Below are 22105 nucleotides of genomic sequence, written 5' to 3' on the forward strand. Positions count from 1 at the left end.
GGCGAGGAGAAGGCCTCGCCGCTTGTAGGGTTTCGCCGCGTGGGGCGTTAAACCCCGAGCAGGCGCGCCGTGGCGTTGGCCTTAATTACGTCGGTCATGGCGGCAGCCACCTTGTGGTTGCCAGCGATGATGTTGCCGCTCTCCGGCAGGCCTTCCTTGCCGCCGAAGTCGCCATAGACGCCACCGGCCTCGCGCACCAGCAGAGCACCCGCGGCGATGTCCCACACGTTGAGCGACGGCTCGAAGAAACCGTCCAGGCGGCCCGCGGCGACGTAGGCCAGATCCAGTGCGGCCGAACCCATCCGGCGGATGTCTTCGGCTTCCTTGAGGAGCTCGCCGGTCATGGCCAGCTGGGCGTCGAGGTGGTTGCGCGCGCGGTAGGGATAACCCGTGGCGAGCAGCGAGCCGGCGAGGCCTTCACGCTTGCCGACGCGGATGCGGCGGTCGTTGAGGTAGGCGCCGTCGCCCTTGCTCGCGGTGAACAGTTCGTCGCGCAGCGGATCGAAGACCACGCCATAGACCGGCTCGCCCTTTTCCACCAGCGCGATGGACACGCAGAAGTGGGGGATGCCACGCAGGTAATTGTGGGTGCCGTCGAGCGGATCGATGACCCAGACAAGCGGTCCCTTGCCGATCTGCCCCGACTCCTCGCCGAGAATGGCGTGGGTGGGGTAGGCGCGGCGAAGTTCCTTCACGATCTCGGCTTCGGCGAGGCGGTCGACCTCGGACGCGAAGTCCATCCGTTGCTTTTCGACGACCGCGAGGCCCTCGATGCGATTCATGTAGCGCAGGATGATGTTTCCTGCGGAGCGCGCGGCGCGCGCCGCGACGTTGACGGCGGGTCTTGGCATGGGGATCGACTTGTCAAAAGAACGGGAGATCGCGGTCGGGCCGCGTCGGTCGGTGAGTTTAACACCGGCTCGCCCTATGCCCAAGTCGTTGCCGTTGTAGACTTTCCGGTCCTACATCCAGCACGCCCGTCGCCCATGGCCCTCTCCGAGCTCCACGACCGCCTCCGTTTCGTCCTTGTCCGCACCTCGCACTCGGGCAATATCGGCTCGGCCGCGCGCGCCATGCGCACCATGGGTTTCGACCGCCTGACCCTGGTCGCCCCCCAACGGTTCCCCGATCCGGAAGCCACGGCCCTGGCCGCGGGTGCCGACGACGTGCTCGGCCAGGCCGCGATCCACGACGATCTGGTGGCCGGCCTGGCCGGCGCCACCTTTTCGCTGGGCCTGTCGGCTCGGCGTCGCGGGGTCAATCTTCCGGAACTGGATCCTCGCGAAGGCGCCGCCCAGGCGATCGCCGCCGCCCGCCGCGGCGAGCAGGTGGCCCTGGTTTTCGGCAACGAGCGCACGGGACTGGAGAATGACGAGCTCGCCCGCTGCCACGCGATGGTCCGCATTCCCAGTGTCGACGACTTCAGTTCGCTGAATCTGTCGCAGGCGGTGCAGGTGGTCGCTTATGAACTGCGTACGGCCCTGCTGGCCGACGAACAGCCGGTCGTGGCGCAGGCCGAGCCCGATCCGGACGAGATCCCCGCCGACGCCGAGCAGCTCGAGCGGTTCTTCACGCACCTGGGCGAGATGCTCGACGATATCGAGTTCCACAAGGGGCGTTCCCCGACCACGATCATGCTGAAACTGCGCAAGCTGTTCCTGCGCGCCCGTCCTGAATTGCGGGAACTGCGCATTCTTCACGGGATTCTGGCCGATGCGCAGCGCATGGCCGGTATCGCGCACAAGCGCGACGGCTAAAACAGGTCGCGGAAGAAACCGAGCAGCGCCCGGCTGAACGTGGCCGAAGCGATGACGATGATCGCTGTGGTTGCCCAGACGGCGACCAGCAGGACGCCGTCCCTTTCGACAAGCGCGAACGCGAAGGCGATCAGCATGGCGCCGAATACGTAGTTGGTGAACGGGATCGGCAGCGCGAGCAACAGGCCGATCAGCAGCATGATCGCGCCCGAGACGAACGTGAAGGGGCGTCGTGTGAGCCGCTGCGCCCGTGGCTTGCAGAGCTTTTCCAGGCGGCGTGTCACCGGCTCGATACGGTCGAGGAACCGGAGGAGTCCTTCCCGTGACATCGTCCGGCGACGCAGAAAACCCGGGACCCACGGCTGCTCCAGGCCGATGAGCATCTCCAGGCCGAGCGCCACCACCAGTACGCCCATCACACCCCCGATCCCCAGCGGTACCGGGATGAAGTTGGGAATGGCGAGCAACAGGAGCAGAAAACCGAACGCGCGCCGTTTCAGTGGCTCCAGCACCTGGTCTACCGTGACCCGTTCCCCCGGCGTCGACAGCAGCGCCGTGCGAAGCAGGGCGGCGGTCTTTTCCTCGCGGGGCTCGTCAGCGGTCATGGCGCGTCGACGACGGACTCTTCGCTGCTTGCCGTGCTGACCAGCACCTTGTCGATCCTCGCCCCGTCCATGTCGACGACTTCGAAGCGGTTGCCCTGCCAGGTGAATGACTCGCCGGCGTGCGGGATGCGCCCGAACTGGGTGGTGATCATGCCCGCCACGGTGCGGAAATCGTGCTCTTCCTCGTTGGGCAGCCGGTCGATCTGCAGCAGGTCGCGCAGGTCGTCGGCGGGCAGACCGCCGTCGATCAGCCAGCTGCCGTCGTCACGGCGAACGATCGGGCCCTCGTGCTCGGTGTCGTCCGCGGCGGGCGCGGTGGCACCAACCACGGCCGTCAGCAGATCGTTGAGGGTCACCATGCCTTCGATGTCGCCGTACTCGTCCACGGCCAGCGCCAGCTCCGTGTCCGCATCGCGGAAGGCTTCGAGCAGGTCCAGTGCGCGGGCGGTGCCCGGGACGAAGAGCGGCCGGGCGATATGGGCGAACAGGTCGAAGTCGCCGCGCTCGAACGAGCCGATCAGCGTCTTCACTTCGACCGTGCCGACGACGTCGGTTTCGTCGTTCCGGTAGACCGGGTAGCGCGAGAACTGCGACTCGCGCAGGACCTCGAGGTTCTCCTCCCGGGGCGCCGCGATGTCGAGCCAGGCGATCTTCATGCGCGGGGTCATGACCGAGCCCACCGTGCGGTCGCCCAGGCGCAGAACGCGGTTGACCATGTTGCGTTCGTCGCTGTCGAGGATCCCTTGCTCGGCGCTTTCGGCGACCAGCAGGCGGATTTCCTCTTCGGTCGCCGCCGAATGGCCGCCGGCCCGGTTCAGTCGCAGCACGTGCAGGATGCCGCTCGACAGGTGGTTGAGCAGCCAGACCATCGGCAATGTGATCCGCGAGATCACCAGCATGGGGACCGCGATCTGGCAGGCAATGCGCTCGGGGGCTGTCAGCGCCGCGCGCTTGGGCACCAGTTCGCCGATGACGATCTGGACCAGCGACATATAGATGAAGCCGAGCAGCCAGCCGGCCGCGCGAGCGTAAGGCTCCAGCCAGCCCGGGCCACCGCCGTGCAGGAGGGCGGTGAAGTGCTCGCCCAGCTGATCGCCCGCGATCGCGCCTGTGACGAGGATGATCAGGGTCATGCCGACCTGCACCGTCGACAGGAAGCGCTCCGGCGATTCAGCCAGTTGCAGCGCCACCCGGGCGCGGCGGCTTTCCCGGGCCATGGCCTTGAGCCGGCTTTTACGCGAAGCGACAACCGACATCTCCGACAAGGCGAAGAACGCGTTGGCCAGGGAGAGGACGAGGACGAGCAGAAGTTCGGTGGGCATCGAGGCTTATATAGCAGACCAGCCTGTGCAGGGCACCGGTAGAAGCCATCTGAGCGGTGTAGCCGGGGAGGAGGAGCACACGATCCCGCCCTCCGGTAACATTAGCGTCACAAACCCCCAGTTCCCCCAGGCGACGCCATGTTTTCTCTCCAGACGATCTTCGGTAAGGGCGACAAGTTCTACGGTCTGCTCGAAGCCAGTGCGGAGGCGGCGCGCGAAAGCGCCCGCGCCATGCACGAACTGGTCACCAAGACCGACCGCACGCCGGTCATGGCCGCTTTCAGCACGGCGCGCGCCCGCGAGAAGGCCCTCCACGGGCAGATCGGCGAGGAACTGGTCAACACCTTCGTCACCGCGCTGGACCGGGAAGACATCGAGGCGCTCAATTCAGCGCTGTACAAGATTCCCAAGACCATCGAGAAGTTCGCCGAACGCTATGTCATCGTCGCCGAACGCCTCCATGGCATCGACTTCGCTCAGCGCGCCGCCCTGCTCGAGCGCTCGGCCGAGGTGGTCGTCCAGATGATCGGGCAACTGCGTCATGGCCTGAAGATCGACCCGGTGAAGAAGCTTCGCGACCAGCTCCAGGCGCTGGAATCCGAGGCCGACCGCCTGCTGCTGGATCCCTACCGCACGCTGTATGCCGAAGGCTCGGATCCGCTCAAGGCGATTCTCGCCAAGGACCTGTTCGAGCTGGTGGAGAAAGCGGTGGACAAGTGCCGCGACGTCGGCAACGTCGTCTACTCCATCGTGCTCAAGAACTCCTGACGGCGGCCGCCCCATGAGCATGGTTATCGCGGTCGTCCTGATCGCCCTCGCGTTCACCTATATCAACGGCTTCCACGACACGGCGAACTCCATCGCCACCGTGGTGGCGACCAAGGTGCTGACGCCCGGCCAGGCCGTGCTGCTGGCGGCCGTCACCAACCTCGCAGGCGCCCTGTGGGGCACCGCCGTGGCGGCGACGATCGCCTCGGGCCTGGTGGACACCGGCGTGGTCGACGTCGGTTCGCACCTGCTGATCAGCGCGCTGCTCGGAGCGACCATCTGGAACCTCATTACCTGGTGGCTCGGCCTGCCGTCCAGTTCGAGTCACGCGCTGGTCGGCGGACTGTGCGGCGCCGCGCTGGCCGCGTCCGACGGCAACCTTCATTCGATCATCTGGTGGCAGGGTGGCGAGCACTGGTGGCTGGGCAAGGGCGTGGTGCCGAAGGTCATCGTGCCGATGATCGTGTCGCCTTTCCTGGGCTTCGTCATTGGTTTCCTGCTGATGGGCGCCCTCTACGCGTTGCTAGGATTCTTTTCACGACAGAAGGGACCGCTGCATCGTTTTGGTCGCACCCCGTTCGTGAACAGCTTCTTCGGTAAGGCGCAGATTCTCTCGGCCAGCGCCATGGGTCTGTCTCATGGCATGAACGACGCCCAGAAGAGCATGGGCATCATTGCCCTGGCCCTGGCCGGTGCCACGGCGGCGGGGCAGTTCGATCATCTGCCGGCGCTGTTGCACTTCCTGCGTATTCCGCACGATCCGGCGGCGCCCGGCGGCTTTCCGATCCCGGTCTGGGTGAAGGTGGTCTGCGCGCTGACGATGGCCGGCGGCACCGCCGGCGGTGGCTGGCGCATCATCAAGACGCTGGGCCACAAGATGGTCAAGCTGCACCCGATCAATGGTTTCGCCGCCGAAGGCAGTTCGGCGGCGGTCATTCTCACGGCGTCGATGCTGGGCGTGCCGGTCTCCACGACGCACAACGTGTCCGCCTCGATCATGGGCGTGGGCGCGGCCAAGCGGTTCAATGCGATCCGCTGGTCGGTGGTCGAGCGGATGGTATGGGCCTGGATCCTGACGTTGCCGATCACGGCGGCGCTGGGGTACGCCCTGGTGAAGCTCGGCCGCTTGTTTTTCTGATGCGCGTGCCGGACTGATCGCCCGCAGGGCGCCCTCTTACAGGGCGTCCGCCTCGCCGTTCACCACCTGCTCGAGCTGGTCGCCGGTGGCGCCCAGTTCCTCGACGATCCGTGCCAGCTCGCGCTCGTCCAGGTAGTCGTAGGGACGGTTCTCGCAGAGATGCAGGTAGGGCGATCCGTCGAGATCCGCCTCCGCCAGGTAGCCCGTGCGCTGCTCCCAGTTGAAGCGAAGGCAGCGTCGCGCATCGACGCCCGAGAGTGGTCCGATCGGCGTGGACAACCTCAGGAAGCGCTGGCCCTCGGCGTCTTCCAGTTCGGCCAGATAGATGCCCTGATGCCTGCCATCGGGCAGCTCCAGGTCGAAGCTGATCAGGTATGGCTCATTGTGGCGGAGCTTGTGGATGCCGCCGACATGGGAGCGAATCGCTTCGAAGTGCCGCATGGTCGCCTTGTGAATCTGTCCGGGGACCACCGATGGTACGCTCAACGCCTCTTCCGAACATGCACGAAACGACCATGGCCGATGAACTCGACGACGACGAGGCCCGCGCCCTCCGGGCGACGCGGATCATCGAAACGGTCGCCGCCATTCCGCGTGGGAGGGTCGCCAGTTATGGCGCGATCGCGGCTCGCGCCGGGTATCCCGGACGCGCCAGACTGATCGGCCGGGTGCTCGGCGATGCGCCCGACCGGATGAAGCTACCCTGGCACCGCGTGCTTCGCGCGGACGGCCGCATCGGGATACCCGTGGGAACGCAGGGTTATCGCGAGCAGTGTCGGCTGCTCAAGGCCGAGGGCGTCACCGTGAAGGACGGCCGCGTACCCATGAGCGCGTTCGGTCTGGACCACGACCTCGACCGTGCGATCTGGGGCGGCTGAGCGCGATCAGCGGTAGCTGACCTCGACCAGTTCCCAGGTTTCCCCGGGTCGGCGTTGCATCGCGTAGTCCAGAAGGTCGGCGTGCACGGACGTCAGTGCGGACATCTCACGCAAAACACGGACGGTTGCGGTGGCGGCGCGGTCCGGTGGACAGTCGGGGCGTTCCGCGCGCATTCCGCATGTCCGTTCGACAACGCGGCCTTCGAAGCGGATACCGCCTTGCTGCGCCCGGGCCGGGAGGGCGCTGGCGAACAGGCTGACCGCGACGGCGGCGGAAAGGGCTATGGCAGTGTTCATGTGGCGCTCCCCCTCGGGCGATGTGGCTTCATTAGGTGCCCGTCCGCTACCCGGGGACATCACCTTCTTCCGTTAACGGCGTGGGCCTACCGAGGCTTGAGGCGCAGGTAAAGGCCGATCCGGCACGTCCGTTTGTTAGCATGTGCGGATGCAGTCCCAGGCCCTAGATCTCCTTCACTCCGTTTTCGGTTACCCCGAGTTCCGCGGCCAGCAGCAGGCCATCGTCGAGGAGGTCGCCGGCGGCGCCGACGCCCTCGTCCTGATGCCCACCGGCGGCGGCAAGTCGCTGTGCTTCCAGATTCCGGCGCTGATGCGGTATGGCACAGGCATCGTGGTTTCACCACTGATCGCGCTGATGCAGGACCAGGTCGATGCGCTGACGGAAGCCGGCGTCAAGGCGCGTTACCTGAATTCCAGTCTCGACGCCGCCACTCAGCGCGAGATCGAGGAGCTCCTGCTCGCCGGCGAACTCGACATGCTGTACGTCGCGCCCGAGCGGCTGCTCACGGGCCGCTTCCTCGGCCTGCTGGATCGCATTCCCATTGCCTTGTTCGCTATCGACGAGGCCCATTGCGTCTCGCAGTGGGGACACGATTTTCGTCCCGAATACCGCGAACTCGCGATCCTGCACGAGCGCTTTCCGGAAGTACCGCGCATCGCGCTCACCGCGACGGCCGACGAGCGCACCCGCGAAGAAATCGTCGAGCGCCTCGGCCTGCACCACGCGCGCCGTTTCGTTTCCAGCTTCGACCGGCCGAACATCCGTTATCGCGTGGCACCACGGCAGAACGCACGGCGCCAGTTGCTCGATTTTCTCGACGCCCATCGGGGCGAAGCCGGTGTCATCTATTGCCTCAGCCGCCGCAAGGTCGATGAGACCGCCGCCTGGCTGGCCGAAGCGGGCGTGGACGCGCTTCCGTATCACGCCGGTCTGGATGGCGAAGTACGCCAGCGCCACCAGCAGCGCTTCCTGCGCGAAGACGGCATCGTCATGGTCGCCACCGTCGCGTTCGGCATGGGCATCGACAAGCCGGACGTCCGCTTCGTCGCCCACCTCGATCTGCCGCGCAGCATGGAAGGCTACTACCAGGAGACCGGCCGTGCCGGTCGTGACGGCCTGCCGGCGGAAGCCTGGATGATTTACGGCCTGGGCGATGTCGTGACCATGAGTCAGATGATTTCCCAGTCGGACTCGGGCGACGACCGCAAGCGTGTGGAGCGCCTCAAGCTCGACTCGCTGCTCGGTTATGCCGAGGCCACACGCTGCCGTCGCCAGCTTCTGCTGGAGGCGTTCGCCGAGGTGTATCCCGAGCCCTGTGGCAACTGCGACAACTGCCTGGTGCCGCCCAGGACCTGGGATGCCACGACCGCGGCGCAGAAGGCGATGTCATGCATCTATCGCAGCGGTCAGCGTTATGGCGCCGGCCATCTGATCGAGATCCTGCGCGGCGAGGCGGGTGAGCGGGTACGCGATCTCGGTCACGACAAGCTGAGCGTGTTCGGTATCGGCGCGGACATGGATGCAACGCAGTGGCGCTCGGTGTTCCGCCAGCTGCTGGCTGCGGGCCTGGTCGAAGCGGATCCCGAAGGCTTCGGTACGCTGCGTTTGTCGAAGGAAAGCGGACCCGTCCTGAAAAGCGAGCGCAAGGTGTGGCTGCGCGAGGACGCACGGCCGTCGAAGGGCAAGCGCAACTCGCGTCCGTCGCCTGCCGTCGCCGGCGGCTCCCTGGGCATCGAAGAGATCGAGATGCCGTTGTGGAACGAACTGCGTCGCGTCCGCGCGGAACTGGCAAAGGCGCATGGGGTGCCGGCATACGTCATTTTCCATGATGCGACTTTGCTGGCGATGTTGCGGGCGCTGCCGGAGAACGAGGACGAACTGGGGTCGATCAGTGGTGTCGGCGAGAACAAGCTGAAGCGTTACGGGAAGGATTTTCTGGCGGTGTTGAATGGCCCCGGCTGACCCGTAGGAGCGCGCCCCGCGCGCGAAAAGCCGACAACGCGATGACGCGGCACCACCCATCGCGCGCAAGGCGCGCTCCTACCTGCGCGGGTGCGATTGAGATTATCCTCAAGTCCTCGCCGCGATTGAAAAAAATGGCTGGAAACGCTTGCGTGCACGCCGCGCGATCCCCAACTCTATGGGGATTGCCCGACATCGATACGTTCGTCTGATCGACGTGACGAGACGAGGGTGCATGCCCAGGAGATGCCCATGCACGACGCCACGCCACTCATCGCCACCATCGTCGGTGGCCTCGTACTCGCCTTTATCTTTGGCGCCATCGCTCACCGATTGCGACTTCCGGTGCTGGCCGGTTACCTCGTCGCCGGTGTGGTCGCCGGGCCGTTCACCCCGGGCTATGTAGCCGACGCGGGCATCGCTCAGGAGCTCGCCGACCTCGGCGTGATCCTGCTGATGTTCGGCGTGGGTCTGCACTTCTCGCTCAAGGACCTGCTCGCGGTGAAGGCGATTTCCATCCCCGGCGCCGCGGTGCAGATGGGCGTGGCGACCGGCCTTGGCATGCTGCTTGGCTGGGGTCTTGGCTGGCCGGTGGCGCAGGGCTTCGTCTTCGGTCTGGCGCTTTCCGTCGCCAGTACGGTGGTGCTGCTCCGTGCGATGGAAGAACGTCGCCTGCTCGACAGCGATCGCGGACGTATCGCCGTCGGCTGGCTGATCGTCGAAGACCTTGCCATGGTGCTGGCGCTGGTCCTGCTGCCCGCCATCGGCGGCTTCCTCGGTGCGGAGCAGGGCGATCACCCGCCGAGCATGATGGCGCTGGCCGAGACCGTGGCCTGGACCATCGGCAAGGTCATCGTGTTCGTGGCGCTGATGCTGATCGTCGGGAAGCGCGTGATCCCATGGACGTTGCAGGCCGTCTCCGGCACCGGCTCGCGTGAACTCTTCCGTCTGGCCGTTCTCGCCATCGCCCTCGGTATCGCCTTCGGCGCGGCGCATCTGTTCGACGTCTCCTTCGAACTCGGCGCGTTCTTCGCCGGCATGATGATGGGCGAGTCCAAGCTCTCGCAGCAGGCCGCGGAAGAAACGCTGCCGCTGCGCGACGCTTTCGCGGTGCTGTTCTTCGTTTCCATCGGCATGCTGTTCAACCCGCATATCCTCGTCGAGCAGCCGTGGATCGTCCTCGCCGCCTGCCTGATCATCATCATCGGCAAGTCGGTCGCCGCCTTCGCCATCGTTCGTGCATTCGGTCGCCCGAAGAAGACCGCGCTGACCATCGCGACCAGTCTCGCCCAGATCGGCGAGTTCTCTTTCATCCTGGCGGGGCTCGGCGTATCCCTGCATCTGCTCAGCGAGGAGGCGCGCGACATTCTGCTCGCCGCGGCCATCGTCTCGATTCTGGTCAATCCGCTGCTGTTCGGTGCGCTCGACAGGTGGATCGCGCGGCATGACCGCGATGCGCCGGACGAGCACACCGATCCATCGCTGGCGGGTCACACCGTGCTGGTCGGGTTCGGCCGGGTAGGTCGCCGCGTGTTCGCCGAGTTGCAGTCCACGGGTACGCGTACGCTCGTGATCGAGACCGACGAGGACGCCGTGCGCGAACTGCGCGAGCAGCACGGTGCCGAGATCGTCATCGGCAATGCGGCCGCCGCGCTCGTGCTGGCCGAGGCCAACCTCGCCGGTGCGCGATCCCTGATCGTGGCGGTATCGGATCCCTTCGAAGGGGGGCAGGTGGTACGTGCGGCGCGTGCGTTGCGCCCCGACCTGCCGATCGTCGCGCGTGCCCATTCGCAAGAATGTGTGGCTCACATGGATGGCATGGGTGCCACACAGGTCATCTACGGCGAGCAGGAAGTGGCCCACAGCATGTTCAACGCGTCGCTCCCGCAGCGGGCGCCATCGGGGCACTGAAGCCGGCCTCGGATACGTCGTTCTAACGCGTCGCTGGCTACCGTAAAAGGGACTACCGGCTGGCGACGAGGACACGATGGCATCCCGGATCGAAGACTACGCGATGCTCGGCAACTGCCGCAGCGCGGCGCTGGTGGCGAAGGACGGATCGATCGACTGGCTGTGCCTGCCGCGTTTCGACTCCGCCGCCTGCTTCGCCGCCTTGCTGGGTAACGAGAACAACGGGCGCTGGCGCATCGCCCCCGCCGACCCGGATGCCACGGTCCGGCGCGGCTACGTCGACGGCTCCCTGATCCTCGAAACGGAATGGCGCACAGCCACCGGTGTCGCCCGCGTGATCGACTTCATGCCGTTCGCCGGTGATCAGGTCGGGGTGACACGCATCGTCGAGGGCGTCGAAGGCCGGGTCGATTTCGAGGCCGTGCTGACCATCCGCTTCGACTACGGCAACGCCATGCCCTGGGTGACGCGGGTCGACGAGCGGACGGTGACGGCGGTCGCCGGGCCGGACATGCTGGTCGTCCGCAGTCCCGTCTCGGTCGAAGGGGAAGGGATGCACAGCGTGGCCCGCTTCGCCGTGTCCAGGGGTGATTCCATTCCCTTCGTGATGGCTTGGGGACCGTCGCATCTGCCCCCTCCCGAAGCAATCGATCCTTGCGACGCGCTGGAGAAGTCGCTGGCCTTCTGGGAAGACTGGTCGGGGCGCTGCAATGGCGCCGGCGAGTGGAGTGAGATCGTCCGCCGCTCGCTGGTCGTCCTCAAAGGCCTGAGCTATCTTCCCACCGGCGGCATCGTGGCCGCGCCCACCACGTCGCTGCCGGAACAATTCGGCGGCGAGCGTAACTGGGATTACCGGTTCTGCTGGGCCCGCGACGCCACCTTCGTCCTCTCCGCGCTGGTCAACGCGGGCTACCACGATGAAGCCAGCGCCTGGCGCGACTGGGTGCGTCGCGCGGTGGCCGGGTCGCCGGACCAGCTCCAGGTGCTCTACGGGATCGCCGGTGAGCGCCGCCTCGAGGAATACGAACTCGACTGGCTGGACGGTTACGAGGGCGCAAAGCCGGTACGCGTGGGCAACGCGGCTTCGAACCAGTTCCAGCTCGACATCTTCGGCGAGCTGGTGGGTGCGTTCTCCCACGCGGTGAAGCACGGTGTCGCGATGCAGCCCGAGGCCGACGAGGTGCAGAACGTCTTCCTCGAGCATCTCGCCAGCATCTGGCGCCATCCCGACGAAGGCATCTGGGAAATCCGCGGCGAGCCGCGCCACTTCGTCCATTCGAAGGTCATGGCGTGGCTGGCCTTCCAGCGGGCTTCCGAACAAAACCGCGAAGGCCGTGACCCGGCATTTTCGCAGCGATGGCGCACCATCGCCGATGAGGTCAAGGCCGACATCCTCGCCAAAGGCGTGGATCCCGAGCGCGGTTGCTTCGTGCAGTCGTATGGCTCCAGAGAACTCGATGCCAGCCTGCTGATCGTCACCCTCACCGATTTCCTGCCGCGTGACGATCCCCGGATCGTCGCGACGGTGCGGGCCATCGAAGAGGATCTGCTGGTCGATGGGTTCGTACGCCGCTACGACACACGCAGCGGCGTCGACGGGCTGCCGCCGGGCGAGGGCGAGTTCCTGCCGTGCAGTTTCTGGCTGGTGGAAAACTATGTCCTGCTGGGGCGCCTGGACGAGGCGCGCGAGCTTTTCGTGCGTCTGATCGGCCTCACGAACGACCTCGGACTGCTCGCGGAGGAGTACGATCCACGGTCGAAACGGCTGTTGGGCAATTTCCCACAAGCCTTTTCGCACGTCGCGTTGATTAATGCCGCCTTTAGCCTGGCGCATGGTTACAGCGCGACCGCCGACATCCACGCCACCCCCGAAGCCCAACATCCCCAAGGAGTCCGTGCATGAGCCCCGCCCCCACGAAGCGCGTTACCTCGCGCGCTCACCCGGCCGACCCGTGTACCGTCGTGATTTTCGGCGCCGCCGGTGATCTCACCAGCCGCCTCGTCGTTCCCGCGCTCTACAACATGCGCCGCACCGGACTGCTGTCCGATAACTTCTCGATCATCGGCTTCAACCACGGCAAGATGACCGACAACGCCTGGCGCAAGAGCCTGCACACGTCGCTCGAGAAGTACGTCAGCAATGGCGGCGGCAAGCTCGACGAAGAGGCCTGGGGCTGGCTGAGCTCTCAGATGACCTACCACGCGGGCGACTTCGACGATCTGTCGGCGTTCCAGAGCCTGGCGGTCAAGCTGCGCGATGCCGAGAAGCGTCGCGGCACCCGGGGCAACGTGCTGTTCTACCTCGCCACGCCCGAGCGCTTCTTCGGCGACGTGATCGAACAGCTGCGAAACGCCGGCCTCGTGGACGACGGCGGTGCCGACGGCGAGTTCTGGCGCCGCGTCATCATCGAAAAGCCATTCGGCCACGATCTCGCCTCGGCGCACGCGCTGAACGAGCGCATCCTCAAGGTGCTGCGCGAAGACCAGATCTATCGCATCGACCACTTCCTCGGCAAGGAGACGGTGCAGAACATCATGGCGTTCCGTTTCGCCAACGGCCTGTTCGAGCCGATCTGGAACCGCGACCGCATCGACCACGTGCAGATCACCGTGGCCGAGACCGTCGGTGTCGAGCGTCGTGGCTCGTTCTACGAGCAGACCGGCGCGCTGCGCGACATGGTGCCCAATCATCTGTTCCAGCTGCTGGCGATGGTCGCGATGGAGCCGCCGACCTCCTTTGACGCGGAAGCCGTACGTACGCGCAAGGCGGAAACCATCGAAGCCATCCGTCCGATCCAGCCGGAAGACGCCGTCCGCGGCCAGTACGGTCCGGGCGCGGTGAACAACGAACTGGCCACGTCGTACCGCGACGAGCCCAACGTCGCGCCGGACTCGGTCACCGAGACCTTCGTCGCCATGAAGCTGTCGATCGACACCTGGCGCTGGTCGGGCGTGCCGTTCTATCTGCGCACCGGCAAGCACATGGGTCGTCGCACGACGGAAATCGCCATCCGCTTCAAGTCCGCGCCCTTCGCCCCGTTCCGTGGCACGGGCATGGATGCGTTCGGTCCCGACTGGCTCGTACTGCAGATCCAGCCGGATGAAGGCATCTCGCTGCAGTTCGACGTCAAGCGTCCCGGCCCGCGCGTGGAACTCGCGCCGGTGCGGATGGACTTCAAGTACGCGGACTGGTTCCGCGCCGAGCCGAACGTGGGCTACGAAACGCTGCTGTATGACTGCATGACCGGTGACGCCACGCTGTTCCAGCGCGCCGACATGGTCGAAGCCTGCTGGCGCGCGGTGCAGCCGATTCTCGACGACTGGGCGCAGCGCACGCCGGCGGACTTCCCGAACTATGCGTCGGGCAGCGCGGGTCCGGCCTCGTCGGACACGCTCCTGGCCATGGGCGGTCGCTCGTGGCGTCCGCTGAACTCGGCGGCTGAGCTCAACGCGCGTCGTACGGCCAAGCCGAAGTCGGACGTGTTGCCTTCGTCGACGAAGTCGGCGGAAGGTCGCGCCACGAAGAAGCGTGCGGCGGCGAAGAAGTCGTTGCGTGCGACGTCGGTGAAGAAGACGGCGCCTGCGCGCAAGTCGGCGGCGGTGGCAAAGGCGCCGGCGAAGAAGACCGTCTCCGCGCGCAAGGTCGCGGTCAAAAAGGCGACGGCGAAAAAAGCGCCCGCAAAGCGGGTGGTCGCCGCGCGTAAGGCGTCGCCCACCCGGGCGGCGACTGCGAAGCGACCACGTAAGCAGTAAACCGACGTCATCACGAGCCCCGGTCAATCCGGGGCTTTTTTTGCTCAGTCGTGCTTGTCGTGATCGTGGTGCGCAGGCGGCGCGTGATCTTCGTGCCGGGGTTGCGGATGCTGCGCGGCTTGCTGCTGGTGCTGCTGAGGCGCGGGACGCTCACGTGGTGGTTCGCTGCGTTGCTGCGGCAGAGGCTCACGCTGCGGCCGCGGCTCCCGCTCGACCTGCGGTTCCCGCTGAGCCTGCGGGCGGGCTTCCTGCTGGAACGCCGGTTCCGGACGCCTCGGCTGCTCGACGCGAGGTGTCGGGGCCGGTCGCGACGCTTCCGCGGAGTGTTGGAACGCAGCGGGTCGTGCCGCTTCGGCGGCTTGCGCATGACGGTCGTCGAAGGGTTGCGGACGGGCGCCGACGGCATGCACGTTGGCGACGCGCGGGTCTTCGTGCTGCATGGCGTGAATGGGCGGCTGTTGCTCAGGCCGGGCGAAAGCCTGCGGCGCTGACGGGCCCGGCCGCGCCTGAGGCGGAAGCGCCGGTCGTTCGTTCGCTGCGGTCGGATGCGCCATGGCGGCCGTGAAGTTCGGGCGCTGCATGTGGTCGAAGTCGGGACGCTGCGGCGCTCGCTGCTGAGCCTGGGGTGGCGCATTGTGAATCGCGACGTTGTCGTTGTCGTGGCGGTTGTCGATGTTCACCGGACGATTGACGTAGGTGTTGTTGACGGTGCGGTTGATCGTGGTGCGATTCACGACATAGGGGTGGTTGTCGTAGACCACGGCGGGACGACCGCGATAGTCGCCCCGCGGCCCACGTCCCCACGCGGTGTTCCACTCGTTCCAGCCGCCGTGCGGACGGTCGTAATGATCGTGCGAGGCGAACAGCTGTCCCACCAGGATGCCCGCGCCGAAGGACACCAGTCCGGCGGTGACGACGTCGCCACGCGTGGCGGGCGCTTCGTACCAGTGCGTGCGGTACACGCGGGAGTACACCGGTTCGCCGTAAACCACGTCGGGGTCGTACTGCGGCACGTAGACCACATCGGATTGCGCCTGCTCGATGACGATCGTGCGGGCGGGCGCGGGAACGATCGAGGCCACGCTCGCAGCTTCGTCCACGGGTGGCGCCTCGTCGACCTGGACGACCTGCTGCGACGAACTCTTCAGAGAACCATGCGACCGTGCGCGGTCGCGCATCACCTGGATCGCATTCAGTACGTCGGTCGGCTCGTTGGCGTAAGCGTCGCCGAGCGCGGCGGTCCAGTCGCGGTTGTTCGCCAGTTGATCGAGCACGGCGGGGAAGGCCACGAGGGACTTCACGCTTGGATCCCACGGTTGAGCGTCGGCGGCGTCGATGAGCGCTCCGCCGTTGAGGTTGCGATTGCTGTCCAGGAAACCGCGTGCGGCATCGACCTGATCGGGATGCGTCGAGCCGGCGAGTGTGAGTGCGACCAACTTGTCAGGGAACAGGGCGATGGGCGACACCAGCGCGTAAAGCTGGTCGGCCGTAGGACGCGCATAGCCGGGATCGGCCGTAGCCTGTGCGGCGCTTTCTGGCACTGCCGGCGCGCTGGCAGCGGCGGACGCCTCGTCGGGCGGCGTGCGGTTGCAGGCGCCGAGCGCGGCGACCAGCGAGGCGGAAAGCAGGGTGGTGCGGACGAGGTGCAGACTCACGCGCTTCATGGGAGGTCCTTGCAGAAAATCGGGGGGCCGACGTGTCGCCAGCAGATTCGTTCCGGAAGGGTGACTGGTCGCTGTCTGTCGCCGGTTCGATGCGCGGTTGCGAGGAACCCGTTCATGCGCCCGTCGGTCTTCGCGAGAAACTGCGGGTTTAACTGGTGTTTTCCGCAAAGTCGCGCGCTTGAATCGTCCAAATTCGCGGTCCAGCGATCCTGCCGACCTGTGAAATCCGTCGCATTTCTGGTTGCAGTGCAGCAAAGCGACGCCATTGCGTCGACCGCGCGCGGCGCCGAACGTTCCGTTCGATAAAAACCGCGTCACAGCGCCGTTTCTCGTGACCGCGACCCGGCCTGAAAAGCGCATGGATCGATCCAAATGATTCTTGAGATATACCGCAGTGCAGTATTTTCGTCATTCGGTTAAATGCTTTTAAGACAAAGACTTGTGCTCATTTGTATGACTTTAGATCGAGTTAAAAAAGCGGTTGACAACGTTGTCAGCGGCCCCTAAAAATCCGCTCGGTAATACCGTTGCAATCGCGATATGAGCGCGATCAGCGCAGGGCCGGAAGGCGGCGCATCGGCGACAGGGCGCAGGGCAGAAAGAAATCCGGCGATACGCATGACGATCAACGCGGGCAATAGCCCGCGCGGTGTCGTGCGTCTCGCGAAAACACCAGGCATTCCTCAGGAGAACGATGTGAACCCCCGCATCAGCGTACTTTCCATGGCTATCCTCGCCGGCCTCTTGGCCACCGGCAACGCGATCGCACAGGACGCGGCTTCCCCCGCCCCGGCCGCCAGCACGACGAAGAAGACCGATGCCGCCAAGCCGGCCGACCCGAACGCCAACCCGCAGGACGCCGCCAACCTGGGCGCCGTGACGGTCACCGGCATTCGCGCCAGCCTGCAGCAGTCGCTCGACCTGAAACGCAACGCCGACTCCATCGTCGACGCCATCTCGGCCGAAGACGTGGGCAAATTCCCGGACACCAACGTGGCCGAATCGCTCTCGCATCTGCCCGGTATCAGCGTCGACCGCAACTTCGGCGAAGGCGACAAGGTCAGCATCCTGGGTACCGATCCGGCGCTCAACCGCCTGCTGCTCAACGGCCAGACCGTCGCCTCGACCAACTGGACGTCCGATCCGAACAATCCCGACAGCCGCTCGTTCAACTACAGCCTGCTGACCTCGGAAATCATCGGTAATGCGCAGGTCTACAAGACGCCGCAGGCGAACATCGACGAGGGCTCGATTGGCGGTACCGTCATCGTCAACACGCGTCGTCCGCTGGATCTCAAGGCCAACACGCTGACCGGTACCGTGAGCTACGGTTACAACGATCGCGCGGACAAGGGCAAGCCGAACGCGTCGGTGCTTTACAGCTGGAAGAACCAGGACAACACCTTCGGCGTGCTCGGCTCCATCATGCACTCCGACAAGATCATCGACCGCCAGGGCACCGAAGTCTTCGGCTACCAGCGCGTCAACGATCCGACCGATACCAACCCGGACCACCAGTTCAATCCGGCCGTGGTGTCGCCGAACCAGCAGGGCGTCTACCCGACCGCCGTCAATACCGCGTGGTTCCAGCAGCGCCGCAAGCGCGACGGCGTGTCGACCGGTCTGCAGTGGAAGCCGAACGACGCGTTCGAGCTGAACTTCACCGGCCTCTACGTCACCGAGAAGTTCAACAACTTCAACCAGAGCCATTACGGCGAATGGTCCGGTTCGGCGGCGAATGCGACGGCACTCGGTTTCCAGAACGGTGTCGCGACCACGGGTAGCTACGACGCGAACACGTCGACCTATCTGGACGGTTACGAGCGCGATTCGACGGTGAACACCGGTGTGGCCAACCTTCGCGCCGACTGGTTCGGTGACGGCTGGACGGCGTCGAGCCAGGTCGGTTACACCGGCTCCACCGGCGGTTCGGATGGCATCTGGAACATGCAGTTCCAGAACTTCGGCGGCTTCAATTACGCGCTCGACGGCGAGCATCCGCAGATCAACTACAACAGCCCGGACAACCCGTCCGCCGCGCTCGCTCACGGTGCCGGTTACAGCTACGCACCTAGCTACGACCGCGAACGTTACTTCCAGTTCGACTTCTCGCACGACGTCGCCTGGGGTCCGCTGAACCAGATCTCGGTCGGCATCAAGGCGACCAATCATCTGGATGGTCAGGACGCATACACGGCCAACATTCCGGCCACGGCTTACGCCGGCACCAGCCTCGCCGACCTTGCCAACGGCGGCACGCCGGGCGGCTACCTCGACGGGCTGGACTCGGCCGGCAACATGGGCAACTGGACCACGATCGATCCGGGCCTGATGAAGGCCTATGTGTCGAGTCTGGTCACGAACACGTCGCTCGACCCGAAAGCCACGTACAGCATCGCCGAGCAGAACCGCGCGTTCTACGTGCAGGGCGACTTCGCTGGCGACGGTTATCGCGGCAACATCGGTGCGCGCTACTTCCGCACGCGTGACACGGTGGACGGTTACAACAGCATCGGTAACGGCAATTACGCCGCGGTGAACAAGCGCAGCGCGTATCACGACTGGCTGCCGTCGTTCAACATCGCGTTCGACGCCGCCGAAGACGTGACGCTGCGTTTCGCCGCGGCCAAGGCCATCGCGCGTCCGCGTTATCAGCAAATGACCCCGTACGTGGCACTGGACGACCGTACCCTGACCGGCTCCGCAGGCAACATCGACCTCAAGCCGTACAAGTCGACCAACTACGACGCTTCGGCCGAGTGGTACTTCTCGGAAAACAGCGTGCTGTCCGCTGAGCTGTTCTACCGTCGCATCTCGGGCTACATCCTCAACACCAACGTCGCCCAGACGCAGTACAACCTGACCGAGCAGCACGACGACGTGTACCAGATGCAGGTGCCGACCAATGCAGGCGTGGCCAAGGTCAAGGGAGCCTCGCTGACCTACCAGCAGAACTTCGCGTATGGCTTCGGCATGCTGGCGAACTACACCTACTCCGACGCGGACACCAGCAACGATTTCCCGCTGCCGTACAACTCGAAGAATTCGTTCAACCTGTCGCCGTTCTTCGAGCAGGGTCCGTGGAGCGCGCGCCTGACCTATAGCTGGCGTTCGTCGTACTTCACGTCGATCGCCCAGCTACAGTCGCAGCAGATCACGGGCATCTTCCGTGAACTGGACGCGACGGTGGGTTATCAGCTAAATGACCATATCCGCCTTTCGCTCGACGCCACCAACCTGCTGGACGAGACGTATATGGTCTACAACAACACGCCGGCTCAGCCGCTCAACGCATACAAGAACGGCCGCACCTACATGGTGACGATGGGCTTCAAGCTGTGACGCCCCGCGCGTCGCTGGCACTGGCGGCCTGGCTAGTCGTCGGCGCCGCCGGCGCGGCCACGCCGACGGAGAGAGACCTCTCCGTCGGCTGGCAATTCCGTCTGTCCCATACCGCCACGCCGGCGGGAGCCAACCCTGCTGGCGAACCCTCAGCCCAGCTGAAACGACTTAGGCAATGCACGTCATCGTGCGAGCGGCTGGATGAGTGGCAACCCGCCACCGTCCCCGGCGCGATCCAGACCGACCTGCTCGCCCGGAAGAACATCCCCGACCCGTTCTGGCGCGACAACGAGGCCAGCCTCCAATGGATCGGCCTCTCCGACTGGGACTACCAGCTCAGCTTCGATGTCGACGCGGCCACGCTCAGGCGCGGTCACGTCGATCTCGTTTTCGACGGCCTCGACACCTTCGCCGAGGTCAGCCTCAACGGTAAGAAGCTGCTCTCGGCGGACAACATGTTCCGCCGCTGGCGCCTGCCGGTGAAGAACACCCTGCACGCGGGAAGCAATACGCTCACCGTGCACCTGCAGTCCCCCATCGCACGCGTGCAGCCGTGGCTGCTGAAGCAGCCGTATGCGTTGCCGGGCGAATTCGATTCGTCCTTCGGCGATGAGCCGAAGGGTAAGCAGACCTCCAACTACGTCCGCAAAGCTAACTACCAGTACGGCTGGGACTGGGGTCCGCGTTACGTCACGCTCGGTATCTGGCGCCCCGTGCGCCTGGAAAGCTGGGATGACCTCCGCGTCGCCGACTTCCATATCGCTCAGACCGAGGTCGAAGCGGACGTGGCCAGGTTGGACGCGCAACTCGACGTGCGTGCCGACAAGGCGGGCGCGGTCACCCTCAAGGTCGAGTGGACCGGGCCGGACGGCAAGACCGGTAGCGAACAGCGTGAGGTCGCCCTGAAGGCCGGCGAGAACCACGTCGGGGTGCCGCTGAGCATCGACCATCCGCAACGCTGGTGGCCGGTCGGCTACGGCGAACCGAATCTCTACCGGTTCCACGCCAGCGTCGACTCCGGCGGATCGACGGTTGCCGGGGCCGATCGCGAGACCGGCCTGCGCAAGGTCGAGCTGCGTCGCGATAAGGACCAGTGGGGCAGGGGCTTCGCCTTTGTCGTCAACGGCGTGCCGGTCTTCGCCAAGGGCGCCAACCTGATTCCATACGATGCGTTCCCTTCGCGCGTCTCCAGCGAGCGGCTGGAAGCCATCCTTCGATCCGCGAAGGACGCCAACATGAACATGTTGCGCATGTGGGGCGGCGGCACCTACCAGGACGACGCGTTCTACGCGGCGGCTGACCGTCTGGGTGTGATGATCTGGCAGGACTTCATGTTCGGCGGCGCGGTGACGCCGTACGACGATGCGTTCCGCGAGAGCACCCGCATCGAAGCCGAGGAGCAGGTCACGCGCCTGCGCGATCACCCCTCGATCGTACTCTGGGCCGGTAACAACGAAGTGCAGACGGGCTGGGAGGAATGGCCCGATCGCATCGACTTCCAGAAATTCGTCAACGCCGATGAAGTGAAGAAGGTCGAAGACGGCATGCGTACGATCTTCGACAAGACGCTGCGCAAGGTCGTGTCGGATCTGTCGCCGCAGGTGCCGTACTGGGCCAGCTCGCCGAGCACGGACTTCGACGGTCCGGCCAATGTCGAGACCGACGGCGACATGCATTACTGGAAAGTGTGGTCGGGTTCTGAGCCTATCTCGCACTACCTCGACATCACGCCGCGCTTCCAGTCCGAATATGGTCTGCAGTCCTTCCCGGTGATGGCCACGATCAAGGCCTTCGCCCAGCCGGACGACATGCAGCCGGAGTCGAAGGTGATGCGCGCGCACCAGAAGTTCGCCAACGGCGACGGCAACCAGCGTCTGTTGCTGTACATCCGCCAGGAGTACGGCGAACCGAAGGATTTCCCGTCGTTCGTCTACCTCAGTCAGGTCATGCAGGCCGAAGGGATCGAACTGGCCGCCGAGCACCTGCGCAGCGCCCGCCCGCGCAACATGGGTACGTTGTACTGGCAGTTGAACGATGTGTGGCCGGGCGCGTCCTGGGCCAGCGTCGACTACTTCAACCGCTGGAAGGCGCTGCAGTTCCACGCGAAGCGTTTCTATGCGCCGGTGGATGTCGTGCCGCTGCGTCGTGATGGTAAGACGGATGTCTTCGCCGTGTCCGACCGCACGAGCGACTTCGACGCCGTCCTGCGCACTCGTGTCTACGACATGGGCGGCAAGCTGCTGCGGGAGACCCGTATTCCTGTGCACGCGACGGCGCTGTCCAGCACCCGGGCGGCGACCGTGGACGATGCGACGCTGCTCAAGGGCGCCGATCCGCGCAAGACGGTCGCCGCCTTCGATCTGCTGGAGGATGGCAAGCCCGCGGCGCATCACCTCCTGTATTTCGGCGCCGCCCGGACGCTGGCATTGCCCACGCCGGAGCTGACCACGTCACTGCATGATGGCGCACACGGCCTGGTGCTGACGGTGAGCGCGAAACGTCTTGCCCGCGCGGTCTGGGTCGATACGGGCGATATCGACGTCCGTCTTTCGCAGAACGCGTTCGACCTGTTGCCCGGTGAAAGCATCGACATCGAGGTCGATGGCAGCACCGATACCGAAGCCCTTCGCCGGGCGATTACCGTTCGCTCGCTCGTCGATGCCCTGAAGGAGACCACGCCGTGAATCCCTCCCGTCGCAATGTGATG

The 22105-nt window shown here is 65.4% G+C and carries 16 protein-coding genes; 10 read left to right on the top strand and 6 right to left on the bottom strand.

Annotated features, from left to right (window positions below; genetic code table 11):
* Positions 1–47 precede the first annotated feature (47 nt).
* Positions 48–851 (bottom strand): inositol monophosphatase family protein, encoded by an 804-nt coding sequence (locus FA87_RS03835; RefSeq protein ID WP_043692544.1) that lies wholly within the window; start codon positions 849–851, stop codon positions 48–50.
* A 135-nt stretch (positions 852–986) separates the two neighbouring features.
* On the opposite strand from FA87_RS03835, the gene FA87_RS03840 reads away from it, so the two are divergent.
* On the top strand, positions 987–1757 hold the full coding sequence (locus FA87_RS03840) for an RNA methyltransferase (RefSeq protein WP_043692546.1): 771 nt from the start codon (positions 987–989) through the stop codon (positions 1755–1757).
* Here the strand turns inward: FA87_RS03840 and FA87_RS03845 are convergent.
* Complete coding sequence (locus tag FA87_RS03845; RefSeq protein ID WP_051943933.1) at positions 1754–2362, bottom strand: exopolysaccharide biosynthesis protein; 609 nt, start codon at positions 2360–2362, stop codon at positions 1754–1756. The two genes, FA87_RS03840 and FA87_RS03845, sit on opposite strands and share 4 nt — an antisense overlap.
* Complete coding sequence (locus FA87_RS03850) at positions 2359–3684, bottom strand: hemolysin family protein (protein ID WP_043692548.1); 1326 nt, start codon at positions 3682–3684, stop codon at positions 2359–2361. Before FA87_RS03850 ends, FA87_RS03845 begins: the two co-directional genes overlap by 4 nt.
* A 138-nt stretch (positions 3685–3822) precedes the next feature.
* On the opposite strand from FA87_RS03850, the gene FA87_RS03855 reads away from it, so the two are divergent.
* Together FA87_RS03855 and FA87_RS03860 are read left to right on the top strand one after the other, a co-directional pair.
* A complete protein-coding gene (locus FA87_RS03855) occupies positions 3823–4452 on the top strand; it encodes a hypothetical protein (RefSeq protein ID WP_036115617.1) in 630 nt (209 codons plus the stop codon).
* A gap of 13 nt (positions 4453–4465) precedes the next feature.
* The gene (locus tag FA87_RS03860) at positions 4466–5590 is read left to right on the top strand and encodes an inorganic phosphate transporter (RefSeq protein ID WP_036115614.1); all 1125 of its coding nucleotides are present in this window, start codon (positions 4466–4468) and stop codon (positions 5588–5590) included.
* Between the two features lie 36 nt (positions 5591–5626).
* Here the strand turns inward: FA87_RS03860 and FA87_RS03865 are convergent, their stop codons facing one another.
* Positions 5627–6031, bottom strand: a complete 405-nt coding sequence (locus FA87_RS03865) for a hypothetical protein (protein ID WP_036118298.1) — start codon at positions 6029–6031, stop codon at positions 5627–5629.
* 74 nt (positions 6032–6105) lie between these two features.
* Between FA87_RS03865 and FA87_RS03870 the strand changes: the two genes are divergently transcribed.
* The gene (locus FA87_RS03870) at positions 6106–6468 is read left to right on the top strand and encodes an MGMT family protein (RefSeq protein ID WP_052191487.1); all 363 of its coding nucleotides are present in this window, start codon (positions 6106–6108) and stop codon (positions 6466–6468) included.
* Between the two features lie 6 nt (positions 6469–6474).
* On the opposite strand, the gene FA87_RS03875 is transcribed toward FA87_RS03870, so the two are convergent.
* A complete protein-coding gene (locus FA87_RS03875) occupies positions 6475–6765 on the bottom strand; it encodes a hypothetical protein (RefSeq protein ID WP_043692555.1) in 291 nt (96 codons plus the stop codon).
* Positions 6766–6913: 148 nt separating this feature from the next.
* On the opposite strand from FA87_RS03875, the gene recQ reads away from it, so the two are divergent.
* The 4 genes from recQ (at position 6914) to zwf (ending at position 14392) form a co-directional block, all read left to right on the top strand.
* Positions 6914–8728 carry a DNA helicase RecQ gene (gene recQ / locus FA87_RS03880; RefSeq protein WP_043692558.1) on the top strand — a complete coding sequence of 605 codons (1815 nt, stop codon included), beginning with the start codon at positions 6914–6916 and terminating at the stop codon, positions 8726–8728.
* Positions 8729–8980: 252 nt separating this feature from the next.
* A complete protein-coding gene (ybaL, locus tag FA87_RS03885; RefSeq protein WP_197062360.1) occupies positions 8981–10639 on the top strand; it encodes a YbaL family putative K(+) efflux transporter in 1659 nt (552 codons plus the stop codon).
* A 76-nt stretch (positions 10640–10715) separates the two neighbouring features.
* Positions 10716–12542: a glycoside hydrolase family 15 protein gene (locus FA87_RS03890; RefSeq protein ID WP_052191133.1), complete on the top strand. Its 1827-nt coding sequence runs from the start codon at positions 10716–10718 to the stop codon at positions 12540–12542.
* The gene (gene zwf, locus FA87_RS03895) at positions 12539–14392 is read left to right on the top strand and encodes a glucose-6-phosphate dehydrogenase (RefSeq protein WP_052191134.1); all 1854 of its coding nucleotides are present in this window, start codon (positions 12539–12541) and stop codon (positions 14390–14392) included. The genes FA87_RS03890 and zwf overlap by 4 nt, the downstream gene beginning before the upstream one ends.
* Before the next feature lie 44 nt (positions 14393–14436).
* Here the strand turns inward: zwf and FA87_RS03900 are convergent, their stop codons facing one another.
* Positions 14437–16056: a DUF3300 domain-containing protein gene (locus FA87_RS03900; RefSeq protein WP_043692564.1), complete on the bottom strand. Its 1620-nt coding sequence runs from the start codon at positions 16054–16056 to the stop codon at positions 14437–14439.
* 723 nt (positions 16057–16779) lie between these two features.
* On the opposite strand from FA87_RS03900, the gene FA87_RS03905 reads away from it, so the two are divergent.
* The gene (locus FA87_RS03905) at positions 16780–19398 is read left to right on the top strand and encodes a TonB-dependent receptor (protein WP_081996673.1); all 2619 of its coding nucleotides are present in this window, start codon (positions 16780–16782) and stop codon (positions 19396–19398) included.
* Positions 19395–22082, top strand: coding sequence for a glycoside hydrolase family 2 protein (locus FA87_RS03910; protein ID WP_052191136.1), 2688 nt, complete (start codon positions 19395–19397; stop codon positions 22080–22082). Before FA87_RS03905 ends, FA87_RS03910 begins: the two co-directional genes overlap by 4 nt.
* The last annotated feature ends 23 nt before the right edge of the window (positions 22083–22105 follow it).

The sequence above is a fragment of the Luteibacter sp. 9133 genome (genome assembly GCF_000800155.1).
Lineage (GTDB): Bacteria > Pseudomonadota > Gammaproteobacteria > Xanthomonadales > Rhodanobacteraceae > Luteibacter > Luteibacter mycovicinus.